Annotated in this window: 12 protein-coding genes; 7 read left to right on the forward strand and 5 right to left on the reverse strand. The window is 61.0% G+C overall.

The genetic code is table 11. From position 1 onward, the window contains the following. Positions 1 to 22 precede the first annotated feature (22 nt). On the forward strand, positions 23 to 1,726 hold the full coding sequence (locus tag AC4PS6_RS19055; protein WP_336826390.1) for an AMP-binding protein: 1,704 nt from the start codon (positions 23 to 25) through the stop codon (positions 1,724 to 1,726). 114 nt (positions 1,727 to 1,840) lie between these two features. Here the strand turns inward: AC4PS6_RS19055 and AC4PS6_RS19060 are convergent, their stop codons facing one another. Beyond that, positions 1,841 to 2,956 (reverse strand): Gfo/Idh/MocA family protein, encoded by a 1,116-nt coding sequence (locus AC4PS6_RS19060; RefSeq protein WP_014718300.1) that lies wholly within the window; start codon positions 2,954 to 2,956, stop codon positions 1,841 to 1,843. A gap of 430 nt (positions 2,957 to 3,386) precedes the next feature. On the opposite strand from AC4PS6_RS19060, the gene AC4PS6_RS19065 reads away from it, so the two are divergent. From AC4PS6_RS19065 to AC4PS6_RS19085, 5 genes are all read left to right on the forward strand, one after another. After that, entirely contained in the window at positions 3,387 to 4,424 is a 1,038-nt protein-coding gene (locus AC4PS6_RS19065; RefSeq protein ID WP_198833554.1) for a YCF48-related protein, read from the forward strand. Between the two features lie 18 nt (positions 4,425 to 4,442). Continuing rightward, the gene (locus AC4PS6_RS19070) at positions 4,443 to 6,818 is read left to right on the forward strand and encodes an efflux RND transporter permease subunit (RefSeq protein WP_032903192.1); all 2,376 of its coding nucleotides are present in this window, start codon (positions 4,443 to 4,445) and stop codon (positions 6,816 to 6,818) included. 203 nt (positions 6,819 to 7,021) lie between these two features. Continuing rightward, on the forward strand, positions 7,022 to 7,309 hold the full coding sequence (locus AC4PS6_RS19075) for a DUF5629 family protein (protein WP_198833530.1): 288 nt from the start codon (positions 7,022 to 7,024) through the stop codon (positions 7,307 to 7,309). After that, positions 7,299 to 8,471, forward strand: a complete 1,173-nt coding sequence (locus AC4PS6_RS19080; RefSeq protein ID WP_019820208.1) for a lactonase family protein — start codon at positions 7,299 to 7,301, stop codon at positions 8,469 to 8,471. Before AC4PS6_RS19075 ends, AC4PS6_RS19080 begins: the two co-directional genes overlap by 11 nt. Before the next feature lie 156 nt (positions 8,472 to 8,627). Continuing rightward, complete coding sequence (locus tag AC4PS6_RS19085; protein ID WP_003190784.1) at positions 8,628 to 8,807, forward strand: hypothetical protein; 180 nt, start codon at positions 8,628 to 8,630, stop codon at positions 8,805 to 8,807. A gap of 110 nt (positions 8,808 to 8,917) precedes the next feature. Here AC4PS6_RS19085 and AC4PS6_RS19090 read toward each other — a convergent pair whose 3' ends face one another. The 4 genes from AC4PS6_RS19090 to AC4PS6_RS19105 form a co-directional block, all read right to left on the reverse strand. After that, complete coding sequence (locus AC4PS6_RS19090) at positions 8,918 to 9,511, reverse strand: glutathione S-transferase (RefSeq protein ID WP_003190786.1); 594 nt, start codon at positions 9,509 to 9,511, stop codon at positions 8,918 to 8,920. Further along, positions 9,508 to 13,146, reverse strand: coding sequence for an AAA family ATPase (locus AC4PS6_RS19095; protein WP_492180912.1), 3,639 nt, complete (start codon positions 13,144 to 13,146; stop codon positions 9,508 to 9,510). Before AC4PS6_RS19095 ends, AC4PS6_RS19090 begins: the two co-directional genes overlap by 4 nt. Beyond that, on the reverse strand, positions 13,143 to 14,384 hold the full coding sequence (locus tag AC4PS6_RS19100; protein ID WP_032903194.1) for an exonuclease SbcCD subunit D C-terminal domain-containing protein: 1,242 nt from the start codon (positions 14,382 to 14,384) through the stop codon (positions 13,143 to 13,145). Before AC4PS6_RS19100 ends, AC4PS6_RS19095 begins: the two co-directional genes overlap by 4 nt. Before the next feature lie 174 nt (positions 14,385 to 14,558). Further along, positions 14,559 to 14,810, reverse strand: a complete 252-nt coding sequence (locus AC4PS6_RS19105; protein ID WP_336826399.1) for a DUF6124 family protein — start codon at positions 14,808 to 14,810, stop codon at positions 14,559 to 14,561. 407 nt (positions 14,811 to 15,217) lie between these two features. Between AC4PS6_RS19105 and AC4PS6_RS19110 the strand changes: the two genes are divergently transcribed. Then, positions 15,218 to 15,688 carry a hypothetical protein gene (locus AC4PS6_RS19110; protein ID WP_173877528.1) on the forward strand — a complete coding sequence of 157 codons (471 nt, stop codon included), beginning with the start codon at positions 15,218 to 15,220 and terminating at the stop codon, positions 15,686 to 15,688. The last annotated feature ends 45 nt before the right edge of the window (positions 15,689 to 15,733 follow it).

Consider the following 15,733-nt stretch of genomic DNA (forward strand, 5'->3'; position numbering starts at 1 on the left):
AAACAACAATAAGGACACTGCGATGAACGCGATCAGCCTGGAACACACCGAACGCATCTGGTTGAACACATACCTGCCTGGCGTGCCGGCGGATATAGAGGCCGGGATCGAGGACTACCCGTCGTTGCGCGAAGTGTTCCTTGAGCACCTGGAAAAATTCCGTGAGCGGGTGGCCTACGTCAGCATCGGTACTGAAATGACCTATGCCGATTGGCGCACCCAGGGCATTGCCTTTGCCGCCTGGCTGCAGGACCAGGGCGTGAAGAAGGGCGATCGCGTGGCCCTGATGATGCCCAACTGCTTGCAGTACCCGATCTGCCTGCTGGGCACGATCCTGGCCGGGGCGGTGGTGGTCAACGTCAACCCGTTGTATACCGCCCACGAGCTCAAGCACCTGCTCAAGGACAGTGGCGCCGAAACCGTGGTGATCTTCGAAAATTTCGCACATACCCTGGAAAAAGCCATGGTCGGCAGCAGCGTCAAGCGTGTGGTGGTCGCGGCCATTGGCGACTTGCTGGGCACCTTCAAGGGCGCGGCAATGAACTTCATCCTGCGCAGCGTGCAGAAGCAGGTACCAGCCTTCAGGCTGCCCGGCTCGCTGCGTTTCAACCAAGTGCTCAAACAGGGCAGGGCCATGCGCCATTTACCGGTCAGCCTGCACCGCGATGAACTGGCCTTCCTGCAATACACCGGCGGCACCACCGGTGATGCCAAGGGCGTGATGCTCAGCCACCGCAATATCATCGCCAACCTGCTGCAAGCCAAGGCCTGGGTCGGTGATCAGTTAAACCTGCACAAGCAGGAAACCAACGTGACCTTGCTGCCGCTGTACCACATCTTCTCCCTGACGGTGAACTGCCTGATGTTCATGTGCCTGGGCGGGCGCAATATCCTCATCGCCAACCCTCGGGACGTGAAGCGCGTGCAGATGATCCTGCGCAAGGAACGCTTCAATGGCATCGCCGGGGTGAACACGCTGTTCAATGGCTTGCTGGAAAACAAGGAGTTCTGTGCACGGGACTTTTCCGACCTGCGCCTGGTGATTGCTGGCGGCATGGCCACCCACACCGCGGTGGCCAAGCGCTGGAAGGAAGTAACCGGGCTGCCGATCATCGAAGGCTACGGGCTGACCGAGTGCTCGCCCGTGGTGAGCATCAGCCCCATCGATATTTCGCGCATGCGCGAGATGGAATTCACCGGCAGCATTGGCGTGCCGTTGCCCTCGACCTGGGTGCGCTTCTTGCGCGAAGACGGCGAACTGGCGGATATCGGCGAGCAGGGCGAGTTGCAAGTACGTGGCCCGCAAGTGATGCAGGGCTACTGGCAACGACCGAAGGAAACCGCCGAGGTGCTGGATGCCGAGGGCTGGCTGTCTACCGGGGATATCGGCGTGATGGACGCACGCGGGTATATCCGCCTGGTGGACCGCAAGAAGGACATGATCCTGGTCTCGGGCTTCAACGTGTACCCCAATGAAATCGAGGACGTGGTGGCCATGCACCCTGGGGTCGCCGAAGTGGCCGCCATTGGTGTGGAAGATGCGGTGACCGGGGAGAAAGTCAAGATCATCGTCGTGCGCAAGGACCCGAGCCTGACACAGGAGCAGATTCTTGCTCACTGCCGAGAGTACCTGACGGGGTACAAGCTGCCTAAATATGTGGAGTTCCGCACCATGGAATTGCCCAAGACCACGGTGGGCAAAGTGCTGCGCCGGGCCTTGCGCTGATTGAATGGTTCAGATGACCAAATGTGGGAGCGGGCTTGCTCGCGAAAGCGGCGGTTCAGGCACTGAATGTGCCGACTGACACAGCGTATTCGCGAGCAAGCCCGCTCCCACATTTTAAACCGTGCCCACTTTCACCCAGCGTTCCTCAAGGGCGGCCACTCGAATCGCCGTCGCCAGCCGCTCCACCTCCCAGGCCGCCTCAAAGTCCGTCCCCAGCGCCCCTTGGCCGGCCAGCGCCATGATCAACTCGTGCACTTCCAACGTCTTCAATTCGTTGTAACCCAACTGATGCCCCGCCGCCGGGCTGAATGCCGCATAGCCGGGCAGGGCAGGGCCAGCCAGCACGCGCTGGAAGCCGTCCTGGCCGATGCGGTACAGGCGCAGTTCATTCAAGCGTTCCTGGTCAAACGCCAGCGTGCCTTGGGTGCCGCTGATCTCGAAACTCAGATGGTTTTTGTAGCCGTGCTTGAGCCAACTGCTGCTCACCGTGCCACGGGCGCCGTTGGCGAAGCGCAACAGGGCATGCACCTGGTCATCCACGGCAATGGCTTTTGAGGTTGGGCTGCCGGCGGTGGCGGGGCGCTGGCCGTGCACGGTCTGGGTGTCGGCACAGACATGAGTGACCTCGCCCACCAGATAGCGGGCCATCGACAGCAAATGGCTGCCCAGGTCAGCCAGGGCGCCGCCAGCATGCTCCACTTCGCAGCGCCACGACCAAGGGGAGGCCGGGTCGGCCATGAAGTCTTCGCTGAACTCACCCTGGAAGCTGATGAGTTGGCCCAGTTCGCCTTGGGCGATCATCTGCCGCGCCAACACGATCATCGGGTTGTGCTGGTAGTTGTAACCCACCCGCGTTACCACTCCGGCGGTATGGGCGGCGCGGCGCATAGCGTCGGCTTGTTCAAGGCTGACGGCCAGGGGTTTCTCGCAATACACCGCTTTACCCGCCGCAATCGCGGCCATGGCCATGGGGTAATGCAAGTGGTTGGGGGTGGTGATAGCCACGACATCGACCTTGGGGTCATTGATCAACGCTTGCCAGTCGCCATGGGCCTGGGCAAACCCCCAGGCGCTGGCGCAACGCTGGGCGCGTTCGGTGTCGGCATCGGCCAGGGCGGCCAGCTTGAGCTGCACGGGCAGTTCAAATACCGCTCGAGCGTTGTTGAACGCCAGCGCGTGGGCGCGGCCCATGAAGCCTGTGCCGATCAAGCCGATTCCGAGTTCACGCATCGTCGTGGTCCTTTGGATTATTGTTTTCAGGAACGCCATTAATGGAATAAAAATTCACTAAATTCAATAGATGGAATAAAAATTCATTCTCCCTGATCGTTCCCACGCTCCGCGTGGGAATGCCGCCCGGGGCGCTCTGCGCCCCGCTGTTTGCGCGGTGAGGACGCAGAGCGTCAGGGGTGCATTCCCACGCGGAGCATGGGAACGATCACGTGGGGCCATCATTTCAGCTGATGTAGCTATATTCAGCACATGGCCAAACGCCGCCAGTTAACAAAAGATAACGTAGCGCCGATTGTCAGACGATTCCAAAGCCCGATAGGATGGCCCCTGCTTCCTCCAGGCGCTCTAGATTGCAGGTTTCAAGGTCCTGGAACAGAAGACGACCTAACAATAATAAATGGGAGAAAGGTCTATGAGTGAGCCTGTCATGGGTTGGGTTGTTTGCCGCCCACGCGCCGCACGCAGGGTTGCGTTGCTGGCCACAGCGCTCTCGCTGCTTGCTGGCAGCGTATTGTCGCTGCCGGTTCTGGCTGCCAGCGATACCCCCGCCGCCGCAGTCTTTGCAATTGAATCCCCCAGGGCCGCCAAAGGCTTGATGATCGACGTGGTTCACGCAGGCAAGCGCCTGGTGGCGGTCGGTGATCGTGGGCATATCCTCTATTCCGATGACCAGGGCAACACCTGGACCCAAGCCAAAGTGCCCACTCGGCAACTGCTCACGGCGGTGTTTTTCGTCGATGACCAGCACGGCTGGGCCGTCGGCCATGATGCGCAGATTCTTGCCAGTACCGATGGCGGCGCCACGTGGACCCAGCAATATCAAGACCTCAAGCGCGAAGCACCGTTGCTCGATGTGTGGTTCAACGACGCCAACCACGGCCTGGCCGTGGGCGCCTACGGTGCGCTGATCGAAACCACCGACGGCGGCAAAACCTGGAACGATGTCAGCGAGCGTCTCGACAACGAAGACCAGTACCACCTCAACGCCATCGCCCAGGTCAAGGGCGCCGGCCTGTTTATTGTCGGTGAGCAAGGCAGCATGTTTCGCTCAAGCGACGACGGCCAGACCTGGGAAAAACTCGAAGGCCCCTACGAGGGTTCGCTGTTTGGCGTGATCAGCACCGCACAGCCGCAAACCCTGCTGGCGTATGGGTTGCGCGGCAACCTCTACCGCTCCACCGATTTCGGCAGCACCTGGGAGCAGGTCCAGTTGAACGCGGCGCGTGGCGCGTTGGAGTTTGGCCTGTCGGGGGCGACCTTGCTGGAGGACGGTTCCATTGTTGTGGTCGGCAACGGCGGCAGCGTGGTGGTCAGCCATGACGACGGCCAGACCTTCAGTGTGTTCAATCGCCCGGACCGCATTTCACTCTCAGCGGTCACGGCAGCAGGCAATGGTAATTTGGTCCTCGCGGGGCAGGGTGGCGTGCGGGTTGCCACATCGGCCGGCGCAGAGCTCTCAAAATAACAAGAAGGCGGGGATTCAATGAGCAGTCATCACAACGATAAAGCGACCTTTCTTGAGCGTCTGATCTTCAACAATCGCCCGGCGGTGATCGTCATCTGCCTGCTGGTGAGTATCTTCCTGTTCTGGCAGGCGACCTTGATTCGCCCGTCCACCAGCTTTGAAAAGATGATCCCCCTCAAGCACCCCTTCATCGAAAAGATGATGGAGCACCGCAACGATTTGGCCAACCTGGGCAACACCGTGCGTATTTCGGTGGAAGCCAAGGACGGCGACATCTTCACTAAGGAGTACATGGAGACCCTGCGCCAGATCCACGACGAGGTGTTCTACATCTCCGGTGTGGACCGCTCGGGCCTCAAGTCGCTGTGGAGCCCCAGCGTGCGCTGGACCGAGGTGACCGAAGAAGGGTTTGCCGGCGGGGAAGTGATCCCGCAGAGCTACAACGGTTCGCCGCAGAGCCTCGACCAGTTGCGTAATAACGTGCTCAAGTCCGGCCAGGTCGGGCGGCTGGTGGCCAATGACTTCAAGTCGAGCATCGTTGATATCCCGCTGTTGGAGTCCTACCCGGACCCGCAAGACCAGGGCAAGTTGCTGGCCCTGGACTACCGCAAGTTCTCCCATGAACTGGAAGACAAGATCCGCGACAAGTTCGAAACCCAGAACCCCAACGTCAAGATTCATATTGTCGGCTTTGCCAAAAAGGTCGGCGACCTGATCGATGGCCTGGTGATGGTGGTGCTGTTCTTCGGCGTTGCGTTCGTCATCACCCTGATTCTGCTGCTGTGGTTCACCAACTGCCTGCGCAGCACCATCGCGGTGTTGAGCACGACATTGGTGGCGGTGGTCTGGCAACTCGGGCTGATGCACTTCTTCGGTTTCGGACTGGACCCGTATTCAATGCTGGTGCCGTTCCTGATCTTCGCCATTGGCATTTCCCATGGCGTGCAAAAGATCAACGGCATTGCCCTGCAATCCAGCGAGGCAGACAACGCCCTGACCGCTGCGCGGCGCACCTTCCGGCAACTGTTCCTGCCGGGGATGATCGCCATTCTGGCGGATGCGGTGGGCTTCATCACGCTGCTGATCATCGACATCGGCGTGATCCGCGAACTGGCTATCGGCGCGTCCATCGGCGTGGCGGTGATCGTGTTCACTAACCTGATCCTGCTGCCGGTCGCGATTTCCTACGTGGGCATCAGCAAGCGTGCCATCGCCAAGAGCAAGAAAGACGCGAACCGCGAACACAGCTTCTGGCGCCTACTGTCCAAATTTGCCAGCCCGAAAGTCGCGCCGGTGTCGGTGTTCCTCGCCTTGATCGCCTTTGGTGGTGGCCTCTGGTACAGCCAGAACCTGAAGATCGGCGACCTGGACCAAGGCGCACCGGAATTGCGCCCGGATTCGCGCTACAACAAGGACAACAATTTCATCATCAACAATTACTCCACCAGCTCCGACGTATTGGTGGTAATGGTCAAGACCAAGGCCGAAGGCTGCTCACGCTATGAAGCCATGGCGCCCATCGACCAGTTGATGTGGAAGATGCAGAACACCGAGGGCGTGCAGTCGGCGATCTCGTTGGTGACCGTGTCCAAGCAAATGATCAAGGGCATGAACGAAGGCAACCTGAAATGGGAAACCCTGTCGCGCAACCCGGATGTGCTGAACAACTCCATCGCCCGTGCCGATGGCTTGTACAACAACAATTGCTCCCTGGCGCCAGTGTTGGTGTTCCTCAACGACCACAAGGCCGAAACCCTCGACCGTGCCGTGCATGCGGTGCAGGACTTCGCCAAGGAAAACAACAAGGACGGCCTGGAATTCATCCTCGCAGCGGGTAATGCCGGGATCGAAGCGGCCACCAACGAGGTGATCAAGGAGTCGGAGCTGATCATCCTGATCCTGGTGTACCTGTGCGTGGCGACCATGTGCATGATCACCTTCCGCTCCTGGGCGGCGACCCTGTGCATCGTGTTGCCGCTGGTGCTGACCTCGGTACTGGGCAACGCACTGATGGCGTTCATGGGCATTGGCGTCAAGGTCGCGACCTTGCCGGTGGTGGCCCTGGGTGTGGGGATTGGCGTGGACTACGGCATCTACATCTACAGCCGCCTGGAAAGCTTCCTGCGCGCCGGCCTGCCGCTACAAGAGGCGTACTACCAGACGCTGAAATCCACCGGCAAGGCCGTGCTGTTTACCGGCCTGTGCCTGGCCATCGGCGTGTGCACCTGGATCTTCTCGGCCATCAAGTTCCAGGCCGACATGGGGTTGATGTTGACCTTCATGTTGCTGTGGAACATGTTCGGCGCGCTGTGGCTGTTGCCGGCGCTGGCGCGATTCCTGATCAAGCCTGAGAAGCTGGCAGGGCAGAAGGGCAACTCGTTGTTCGCGCACTGATCCTGCTCCCAAATGGCGAGATCGGGCTTGTGTGGGAGCGGGCTTGCCTGCGATAGCATCGCCGCGGTGTCACTGATACACCTCGGCATCTGCATCGCGGGCAAGCCCGGCTCCCACACATCGCTCCCACATGGGTGCGGTGTTCAACCTCTAGGCTACAGCCTGGGCTATCATTGCGGCTTTCCCCAAAATGATTGACTGCCATGACTGCCGACACCCTGACTCGCGTCCTTGCTACCAGCGATATGCTGATCATCAATGGGCTGCACGCCTTTGACTTCGAGGTTGATCAGCAACTGCAGATCCAAAGCATGGATGGCCGGGAACTCAAGCGCTGGACCTTCAGTCCAGAACAGTTGGAGGCGGCTACCTTTGACGAGAGCTTGCAAAGCTGGTTGCTGATCAACGACGACGGTGAACACCGTCTGGTCTGCTTGAGCGCCATCCAGGGCGACAACAATAACGACGAGGACGAAGCAGATGATGCGTAAATTCTGGCCCCTGCTGATGGCAGGCAGTGTCGGTGCGATGTCGGTGCAGGCCGCACCGGCCGATATCCATGAACTGTTGGTCGGCAGCTATACGGCCGGCACCAGTGAAGGGATCTACCGCCTGCAATTCGACAGTAGCACCGGGCAGTTCAGCGGCAAGCCGGTGCTGGCGGCGAAAACCGCCAACCCTTCCTGGCTGACGATTTCCAAAGACCAGAAGCAGTTGTTTGTGGTCAATGAAAACGGCCCCGGCCAGGAAGACCCGGTGGGGCGTGTCAGCAGCTATAGCATCGACCCCCAGAACCACCAGTTGACCCTGATCAACCAGGTGCAGAGCCTGGGCAATGAGCCGACCCATTCCAGTGTGGCCGCCGATGGGCGCTACCTGTTCGTCGCCAACTACTCGGTGGTGGAAGACCCGGGTGGCAGCCTCGCGATCCTGCCGGTGGATGCCAGCGGCAAGCTGTCGGCACCGGTGCAGTTGAGCGGGCACCCGGCCAGCCGTGTGAACCCGGAGCGCCAGGCGTCCAATCATGTGCATTCGGTAGTGTCGTCGCCGGACGGCAAGTATGTATTTGTGCAGGACCTGGGGGCGGACAAGGTGTTTGCCTACCGCTACGACCCCAAGGCCAATCATGAGCTGCCACTGACGGCGGCCGACCCGGCGTCGGTGCAGTTGCCACCGGGCAGCGGCCCGCGTCACTTGCTGTTCAGCGCGGACGGCAAGCACGCCTGGCTGACCACTGAGATGAGCGCCCAGGTAGCCGTGTTCGATTACAACGACGGCAAGCTGACGCAAACCCAGTTGCTCGACTATGCCGCCGGCCAACCGGTGTCCGACAAAGCCGGTGCGGCGTTGCATGCGTCAAACGACGGCAAATTCCTGTACGTGAGCAACCGTGGCACGGCCAATCAGATGCTGGTGTTCAGCATCGACCCGGCCACCGCGCACCTCAAGGAAATCCAGCGGCGTTCTGTCGAAGGCGACCATCCGCGTGAGTTCAGCCTCGACCCTAGCGGCAAATTCCTGCTGATCGCCAACCAGAAAAGCAATGAAATTGTCGTCGTCGAGCGCGACCCCAAGACCGGCCTGCTGGGTAAAACCGTGCAGAAATTGCCGATTGATGCCCCCAGTGACCTCAAGTTCCTGGTGCGTCAATAAGCCACAGGCCCCGCACTGCGGGGCCTGAGCCTTTGTATTAATCGCAGTGATAACGGCTACTGTTTCAAAGCATTTCTAAGGTTCAACCCTCGGGCGTAAGTTGGGTTCCAAGGCCTTCCCAGGCCACCCAACCAAACGCACACAAGGGTTACCGCCATGAATTTCAATCTCTTCTCGATCATTGCTGCTTCTGCTGTTTCCGCCACCGTGGCATTGCCTGCCGCCGCCAGCGTGGAAGTCACCGGCAAAAAATCCAATGTCACGGCCTATACCCAGAAATACCTGCAACAGAGCGCCAATTTCTATGCGGCGCTGGATCACAAGACCCAGCACTGAGCCACGGTCCAATGTGGGAGCTGGCTTGCCTGCGATGCGGACCACTCGGTATAGCTGATGTACCGAGTCGATGCCATCGCAGGCAAGCCAGCTCCCACATTGGATTGGCCTCAGGGTTTTGCCATCACTGCTCTAAACAACGGTGAATCCAGAAACCGCTGTAACCAGGCCTGCAAACGCCGATAGGGCGTGCCCGCAAACCACTCCCGATTCACATGGGCAAACTGGCGCACAAACGGCGCCAGCGCTGCATCTGCCAAGCTCAGGTGATCGGCGAGTAGATACTCACGGTCTGCCAGCAAATCTTCCAGCTTGCGCAAGAACACCTCGCCCTCGGCCCGATAGTGTTCCATCGGTTGCTCCGGGTAGCGCTCGGCGTACTTGTATCGATTCAAATGATGTTTGAACACCTGGTCATTTTCTTCAATCAGCGCATACACCGCCGGATCGCCCTGTAGCCGCCAGTTTTCGGGGTCGTGCTGGGCCAGCGCCCACTGCATGATCTCCAGGCTTTCTTCGATCACTCGCCCTTCGACGCTCAACACCGGCACCGTGCCCTTGGGCGACAGCGCGAGCATCTCGGCCGGCTTGGCTTTCAGGCTGACTTCGACGATGCTCACCGCAACGCCGGAATAACGCAGCGCCAGTCGCGCGCGCATTGCATAGGGGCAGCGCCGGAACGAATAAAGCAGCGCTTCGCTCATTTGACCTCCAACGTGCTCAGGCCATTGCCCTGGCGCTTTACCTGGATCTGCACCGGGATGCGTTCATGCATTTCCTGTACGTGGGAGATCACCGCCACCTTGCGACCCTGGGCCTGCAAACCATCCAGAGCGTCCATCGCCAATTGCAAGGACTCCGGATCAAGGCTGCCAAAACCTTCGTCGATAAACAGCGACTCGATCTTCAAGGTGCTCGACGCCATCGAGGCCAGCCCCAACGCCAGTGCCAACGACACCAGGAAGGTTTCGCCACCGGACAGGGAATGCACCGAGCGCAGTTCATCGCCCATCTCTGTGTCCATCACCAGCAGCCCCAGCATGCTGCCGCCGCGTTTAAGCCGGTAGCGGCGCACCAGTTGGCGCAGTTGCACGTTGGCATGGTGCACCAGCAAGTCGAGGTTGTAGGCCTGGGCGATCTTGCGGAAGGTGTCGCCGGTGGCCGAGCCGATCAGCGCATTCAGGCGTGCCCAGCGCTGCCACTGCTCGTAAGCCTTGGCAATCTGTTCGGCCAGGGCCTGGTTGGCATTCTGGCGGCGCTGGTCTTCGGACTGGCGTGCGCGCAGTTCGGCGCAGTGTTTCTCACCCTCAAGCAATTGCTGCTCAAGCGTTGCCAGGGTGGCGGCCAACTGCTCGGCCTCCAGGTTGCCATTGTGCAGGGCCTGGTGTTCGGCCAGGCGCTGTTCGCGCTCGTGCAACAGAACCTTGGCTTGCTCGACGGCCTTTTCGCTGCTGTGCAGGTGCTGGCGCAACTGCGCGACCTGGGCTTCATCAAGGGCCAACAGGCGTGCCAGGCCCTGATCATCCAGGTCTGGGTGCAGGGCGCGCCATTCGCCGATGCGTGTCGCAAGGGCTTGCTGCTCCGCCTCCAATGCCTGCTGGTGGTGCTGTTGGGCCTTGAGGTCGGCGGCCAGCTGTACCTGGGCCGTGTGCACGGCGTGCAGTTCCTGGTTGGCGTCCGTCTCGCTTTGGCGCGACTGCGTGACCGCTTGCTCCAGCTGCTGTTGCCAGTGCTCGGCGCTGGGGTGGTCCCCTAGCAAGGCGCGGAGTTTTTCCTGGACGGCGTGTTGCTGGTCGGCCAGCTCGGCGACTTGCAGATTCAAGGCGTCGAGTTGCTGCTGACGATGCTGTTGGTGGGTGTGTTGTTTCTCGATGGCCTGTTGGCGCTCCTGCTGCTCGGCCTGCTCATCGCGTTGATGGCCCAACTGCTCAAGGCGCTGGCTGACCTGCTGGTCGAGCTGCATGAAGGTCGCCGCAGGCGCGCTGCGCAAACCTTCCAGCGTTTCGCTGGGCAACAGGCTGGCGAAGGCGCTGAGTTCCGCCTCCAGGCGTTCGCGGTCGCCGGCCAGTTGCCGTTGTTGGTCCACCAGCAATTGCCGGGCTTGCTGGCTGGCGTCCTGGGCCGCTTGCAATTGTTGCTGCAAGCGCCCGGCGTTCTGTTGCAGGTTGAGCAGGGCGCCTTGGCGTTGTTCGTCCTGGCTGATGCTTTGGGTCAATTGGGCCAATTGCTGGGCCAGCCAAGGGCTGCGCTTGGCGGCGTCCTGGGCGAGCAGCGAGGCCGACAGTGGGTGGGCTTGCAGGCTCGGTGCCAAACCCTGCTGCTGCATGGCCAACTGTTCCTGTTGTTGCAGGAACTCTTTTTGCTGAGCGATCAGGCCGCCCACTTCACCGCGCAGTTCGGTAAGTTGTTCCTTGAGGCTGTCGACGGCTTTCTGCGCAGCCGCCTCTTCACTTTCATCATGGCGACCCAGGCTCTGTAGCAGAGCCTCGGGCTGGTGATAGGGGTGTTCGTGGCTACCGCACACCGGGCAGGGTTGGTCATCCTGCAACTGCTCGCGTAATTCCTCGACGCTGGCACTGCGGGCCAGGCGTTGGCGCTCAAGCAGTTGCTTGGTCACCGTCAGGGTTTGTTCGGCAACGGTGAGTTCGGCCTTGGTTTGCAGGCCGGTCTGGTTCAGTTGTTCGCGTTTTTGCGCGGCCTCGGCGAGCCTTTGCGTGAGCGCAGAGGCCTGTTGATCCAACTGTTGCTGGCTGTCCCACAGGCGGGCCAGGTCTTCGAAGGCGCGCTGTTGCTTGCGATTGTCTTGCAGCAGGCTGGCCAGTAACTGGATTTGTTCGGCCACCGCGTGCGGTTCGGCACCGGCCTCGTGGTAGAGCAAATCCAGGGCTTCGCGCTGTTGGGTGAACTGTTCAATGGCGGCGCTGGCGCGCTGTTCGAGCTGCCCCAGCTCGGCCTGGCCTTGGTTGAGGCGATTGCCGATCAACACCAACTGTTGCAGGCGGTCACGGTAGGCGTTCCAGGCATCGCTCAGCGGCGCGAGGGCGGCGCTGTGCTCAAGCTCGGTGGCTAGGCGTTGCAGGCGCTCGGTGCCTTGGGCCTGCGTGTGTTGCAAACCGTCGAGCAGGGCCTGGCCTTCGGTGCAGGCGCTTTCGTGCTGGTGTTTTTCCTCGTTGCGCTTGGCCAGTTCGCGGCTCACGTGGGCGAGGGTGTTTTGCTCTTCGATGGCCTGGCGCAGCAGGGGCGCGGCGTCGGCCTGGTGTTTCAGGGCCGCGGCCAGTGCTGCCTGGGCGACCACTTGCTGGTGTTGCGCCTGCTCCTGGCGGGTGTGCAGGGCGGTTTGTTGCTCGAGGTGCTGGGCAATCTGTGCCGCCAGGGGCGTCAGCAAGGTGGCGAGTTCTGCCTGGCGCAGGAAGTGATGGCGTTGCGGTGCCAACTGCTCCAGAAGGCTCAGGTCCTGGCGTTGCTGACCTTGGTCGGCCCAGGTCTGCTCGTCGCGTTGCAGTTGCTCCACAGCATGCTGATGGCGCTCCTGCCATTCACGCAGCTCCTTGAGCCAGGTGTGCTGCAACTCCAGCTGCTTGAGCTGGGCTTGCTGGCTCTTGAGCTGCTGCTGGGCTTGGGCCAACTGTTGATCCAGCTCGGCGCGGGCTTCGGGGGCCAGGGGTACCACGCCGGTGGCTTGGTCCTGCAGCTGTTTGTGGGCGTCCTTGGCCTCTTTGGCCTTGTCGAACGCACGGCGGCCGAGCTGGGTGTAGAGCGCGGTGTCGGTGAGCTTTTCCAGCAGTTCGCTGCGCTCATTGTCATTGGCCTTGAGGAAGGCGCTGAACTCGCTTTGCGCCAGCAGCACCGCACGGGTGAACTGTTCGAAGTTCAGGCCCAGGGCCAATTCCAGCTGGGTCTTGTATTCGGTTTTCTGGCTGGCCAGCAGTTGGTCGCTGTCCAGGTCGATCAGGCTTTGCCGGCTGTTCTGTAACTTGCCGCTGGCCTTGTCGCGGGCGCGGTTGGCTTCCCAGCGGGCGCGGTAGCGACGGCCACTGACACCGACAAAATCCACCTCGGCATAGCCGCCGCCGGTGCCGCGGCGAATCAGGGTGCGCGGGTCGCCGATGGAAATGTCCGTGTCGGCATCCGGCATTTTGGCCTGGCCGGTATCACCCAGGCGCGGCACCGCGCCAAACAGCGCCAGGCACAACGCATCGAGCAGGGTGCTTTTCCCCGCGCCAGTCGACCCGGTGATGGCGAACAGGCCAGCACTGGCCAGGGGCCCGGCGGTAAAGTCGATTTCGAACGGGCCCGCCAGGGAGGCGAGGTTTTTCAGGCGGATGGCGAGGATCTTCATGGCTGTTCGCCCTCCTGTTGCACTTCCTGGAGCAGCACGGCGAAGTCCTTCAAGGTCTGTTCATCCACCTCACTGCCGTAGCTGTCCTGCCAGGCGCGGCTGAACAACTCCTGGGGCGTGAGCTGGTCGAGTTCGATCAGCTGCGCATCGTCTGCCTCTGCGCTGCCGCGTGTGCCGGCATAGTCGGCGGCGATCCGCACCAGGCGCACGGCCTTGCCTTGCAGGGCGGTTTCGATCTGCTGGCGCAGGTCCGGTTGCGGCTCGTCGAGGCGCACGCGCACTTCCAGCCAGGGGTGGCGCTGGGTTTCGGCGAGCAGGTCGATGTCGGGCAGTTCACCCAGTTGCTTGAGAATATCGGCCAGGGGCGCAGCTTCCAGGCGTTGCAGGTTGACGGAGCGGGGAATCAGGATCGGTTCACAGCCCACCAGCCGTTCGCCCTGGAACGTCACGTCGAGAATCTGGTGCTTGTAGCCGATTTCGGAGAACGACAGGGGGATTGGCGAGCCGCTGTAGCGAATGCGCTCCTCGCCATTGACCTTTTGCGGCTTGTGCAAATGGCCGAGGGCCACATATGCCACGCTTCGGTCGAACAGTGTGGCGGGCAGCGCCTCGGCATTGCCGATGATCAGGCTGCGTTCGGAGTCTTCGGATACCGACCCACCGGCCATGTGCGCATGGCTGATGGCTATCAATGCCTGGCCTTTGTTGCGCTTGGCATTGGCGGCCGCGATCAGCCATTCATGCACTTGGCCGATGCCGCGCAGGTAATCATCGCCCAGCTGTGCGCCGGTGACTTCCGCCGGGCGCAGGAAGGGCAGCGCCAGGCACCAGGCGGCGATCTTGCCTTTGGCATTGGGCAGCGGGATCAGCAGGCGGTCGGCATCCAGTTGCCCGTCATCCAGCCACAGCACTCGGCCCAGGGCATGGGTGCGCAAGCGGCGCATCAGAGGCGCAGGCAGCTCAATGCGCGAACCGGAGTCATGGTTGCCGGCAATCATCACAATGGTCAGTGTCGGCTGTTGTTCGTGGGCGCTGATGATGAAGTCATACAAGCGCTCCTGGGCCTTGAGCGGCGGGTTGACCGTGTCGAAGATATCGCCGGCGATCAACAGCACGTCCGGGCGCTGTGCCTTGAGTTGGCCCAGCAGCCACTCAAGGAAACAAGCGTGTTCGAAGTCGCGTTCCTGGCCGTGGAGGTTTTGGCCCAAGTGCCAGTCGGAGGTATGAAACAGACGCAAGGCGAACTCCGTGGAGAAGATGAAAAGGAGGGGAGTTTACCTGTTCTGCGTACCTGCTGCTCCAGGCGACGCAGGTCAAATGTGGGAGAGGACTTGCCGTCGATGGCGCTGGGTCAGCCAGCATCCCTGGCACTGAACCACCGCCATCGGGGGCAAGCCCCCTCCCAACAGGGGTTATGGGGTGTTAGTGGGGTTGGGTTGCAGGCAATCCAGCGCACGGTTGGCGAGGGTGCGGGCCATGTCGATCAGGTGAGCGGTGGAACAGGCCATGTCGCGCTGGGTGCCTTTGAGGCCCTCGGCGGTTTCGGTGGCGGTGGTGGCGGCGCAACGCAGTAGCGAGGAGATGCTGGCGATAGCGTCTTCGAAACTCAGGTCTTCGTGGGCGACGAAAATCGGAAAGGGTGGGTCGGGGATAAGTTTGTTCATGGATAAAGCTCCTGCTTGGATTGGGAGCCATTCTTTTGCCGATCTCACACGTCAAAAGGTGCAGCTATGTGCGGGGTGAGATACCGGAAAACAGGACCCGGCCAGGCCGAAGTCTGCCCGCACACAGCCGCCATTGACGGTTGTAGCGCAGTGCGCCTGCTAATAACGGGATCTCACACCCGATCGCTGATAGGCAGCGACGAAGCGAAGGCTAGCCAGCGAAATGAGCAGGCGCAAGGCCAAAGGATTGTCTAGGAAACGTCCTGTAAATTAAAGGGATATGGATTGCTGGCCTTTAACAATGCATGTCGAGCGGGCGTGACGAACGAAGTGGAACCACAGGGCGAGTGGCGACCACGCACAACGTGGATTTCTCAATCAACCCCTGAATGAATCAGAGGCCCACCATGTCTTTTTCAGTAAACCCACCTTCCACTAGCGCTTTCACCGCTCTACCAGAGCAACTGGATGCTGAAAGTCGCTCAACCCAAGCTAACCATCGTCAGGCACGAAGCACTCAAACCCAGGCCAGCGCCCCGGACCTGCGCCCGTACGCAAGCGTGAGTGACCGGCAACTAATAGGGTTGATCCGCGATCACTTCCGTGAATTCGCCGCAGGGGCGACAGACAGCTATGTGAACTTCAATGAATTGAAAGAGGCCGCCGGCCTGATCGCCACCGACAGGACGTTCTCACCCGAGGCCCACCACGCGGCCAAGGAGCTACTCTCACGCCCTAAACTGCTGCGCAAGCTGGATATCGGCATCAGCTTCTTCGGTGGCCCCGGCAAGGAGGATGGCCGGTTCGATATGGATAACCTGAACTATCTGTACAAGTTCCCCCATCGGGAATGGAAGGTGCCGCGTCGTAATCACTGAGTGCAAGCAGGCGTCCGAGCAGGCGATGCAGATCAACTGTGGGAG

The organism is Pseudomonas sp. DW-iso17 (genome assembly GCF_058725345.1).

Coding starts and splice junctions, on each gene's coding strand:
- AC4PS6_RS19055 (WP_336826390.1), top strand. CDS start 23: ATGAACGCGATCAGCCTGGAACACACCGAACGCATCTGGTTGAACACA.
- AC4PS6_RS19060 (WP_014718300.1), bottom strand. CDS start 2,956: ATGCGTGAACTCGGAATCGGCTTGATCGGCACAGGCTTCATGGGCCGC.
- AC4PS6_RS19065 (WP_198833554.1), top strand. CDS start 3,387: ATGGGTTGGGTTGTTTGCCGCCCACGCGCCGCACGCAGGGTTGCGTTG.
- AC4PS6_RS19070 (WP_032903192.1), top strand. CDS start 4,443: ATGAGCAGTCATCACAACGATAAAGCGACCTTTCTTGAGCGTCTGATC.
- AC4PS6_RS19075 (WP_198833530.1), top strand. CDS start 7,022: ATGACTGCCGACACCCTGACTCGCGTCCTTGCTACCAGCGATATGCTG.
- AC4PS6_RS19080 (WP_019820208.1), top strand. CDS start 7,299: ATGATGCGTAAATTCTGGCCCCTGCTGATGGCAGGCAGTGTCGGTGCG.
- AC4PS6_RS19085 (WP_003190784.1), top strand. CDS start 8,628: ATGAATTTCAATCTCTTCTCGATCATTGCTGCTTCTGCTGTTTCCGCC.
- AC4PS6_RS19090 (WP_003190786.1), bottom strand. CDS start 9,511: ATGAGCGAAGCGCTGCTTTATTCGTTCCGGCGCTGCCCCTATGCAATG.
- AC4PS6_RS19095 (WP_492180912.1), bottom strand. CDS start 13,146: ATGAAGATCCTCGCCATCCGCCTGAAAAACCTCGCCTCCCTGGCGGGC.
- AC4PS6_RS19105 (WP_336826399.1), bottom strand. CDS start 14,810: ATGAACAAACTTATCCCCGACCCACCCTTTCCGATTTTCGTCGCCCAC.
- AC4PS6_RS19110 (WP_173877528.1), top strand. CDS start 15,218: ATGTCTTTTTCAGTAAACCCACCTTCCACTAGCGCTTTCACCGCTCTA.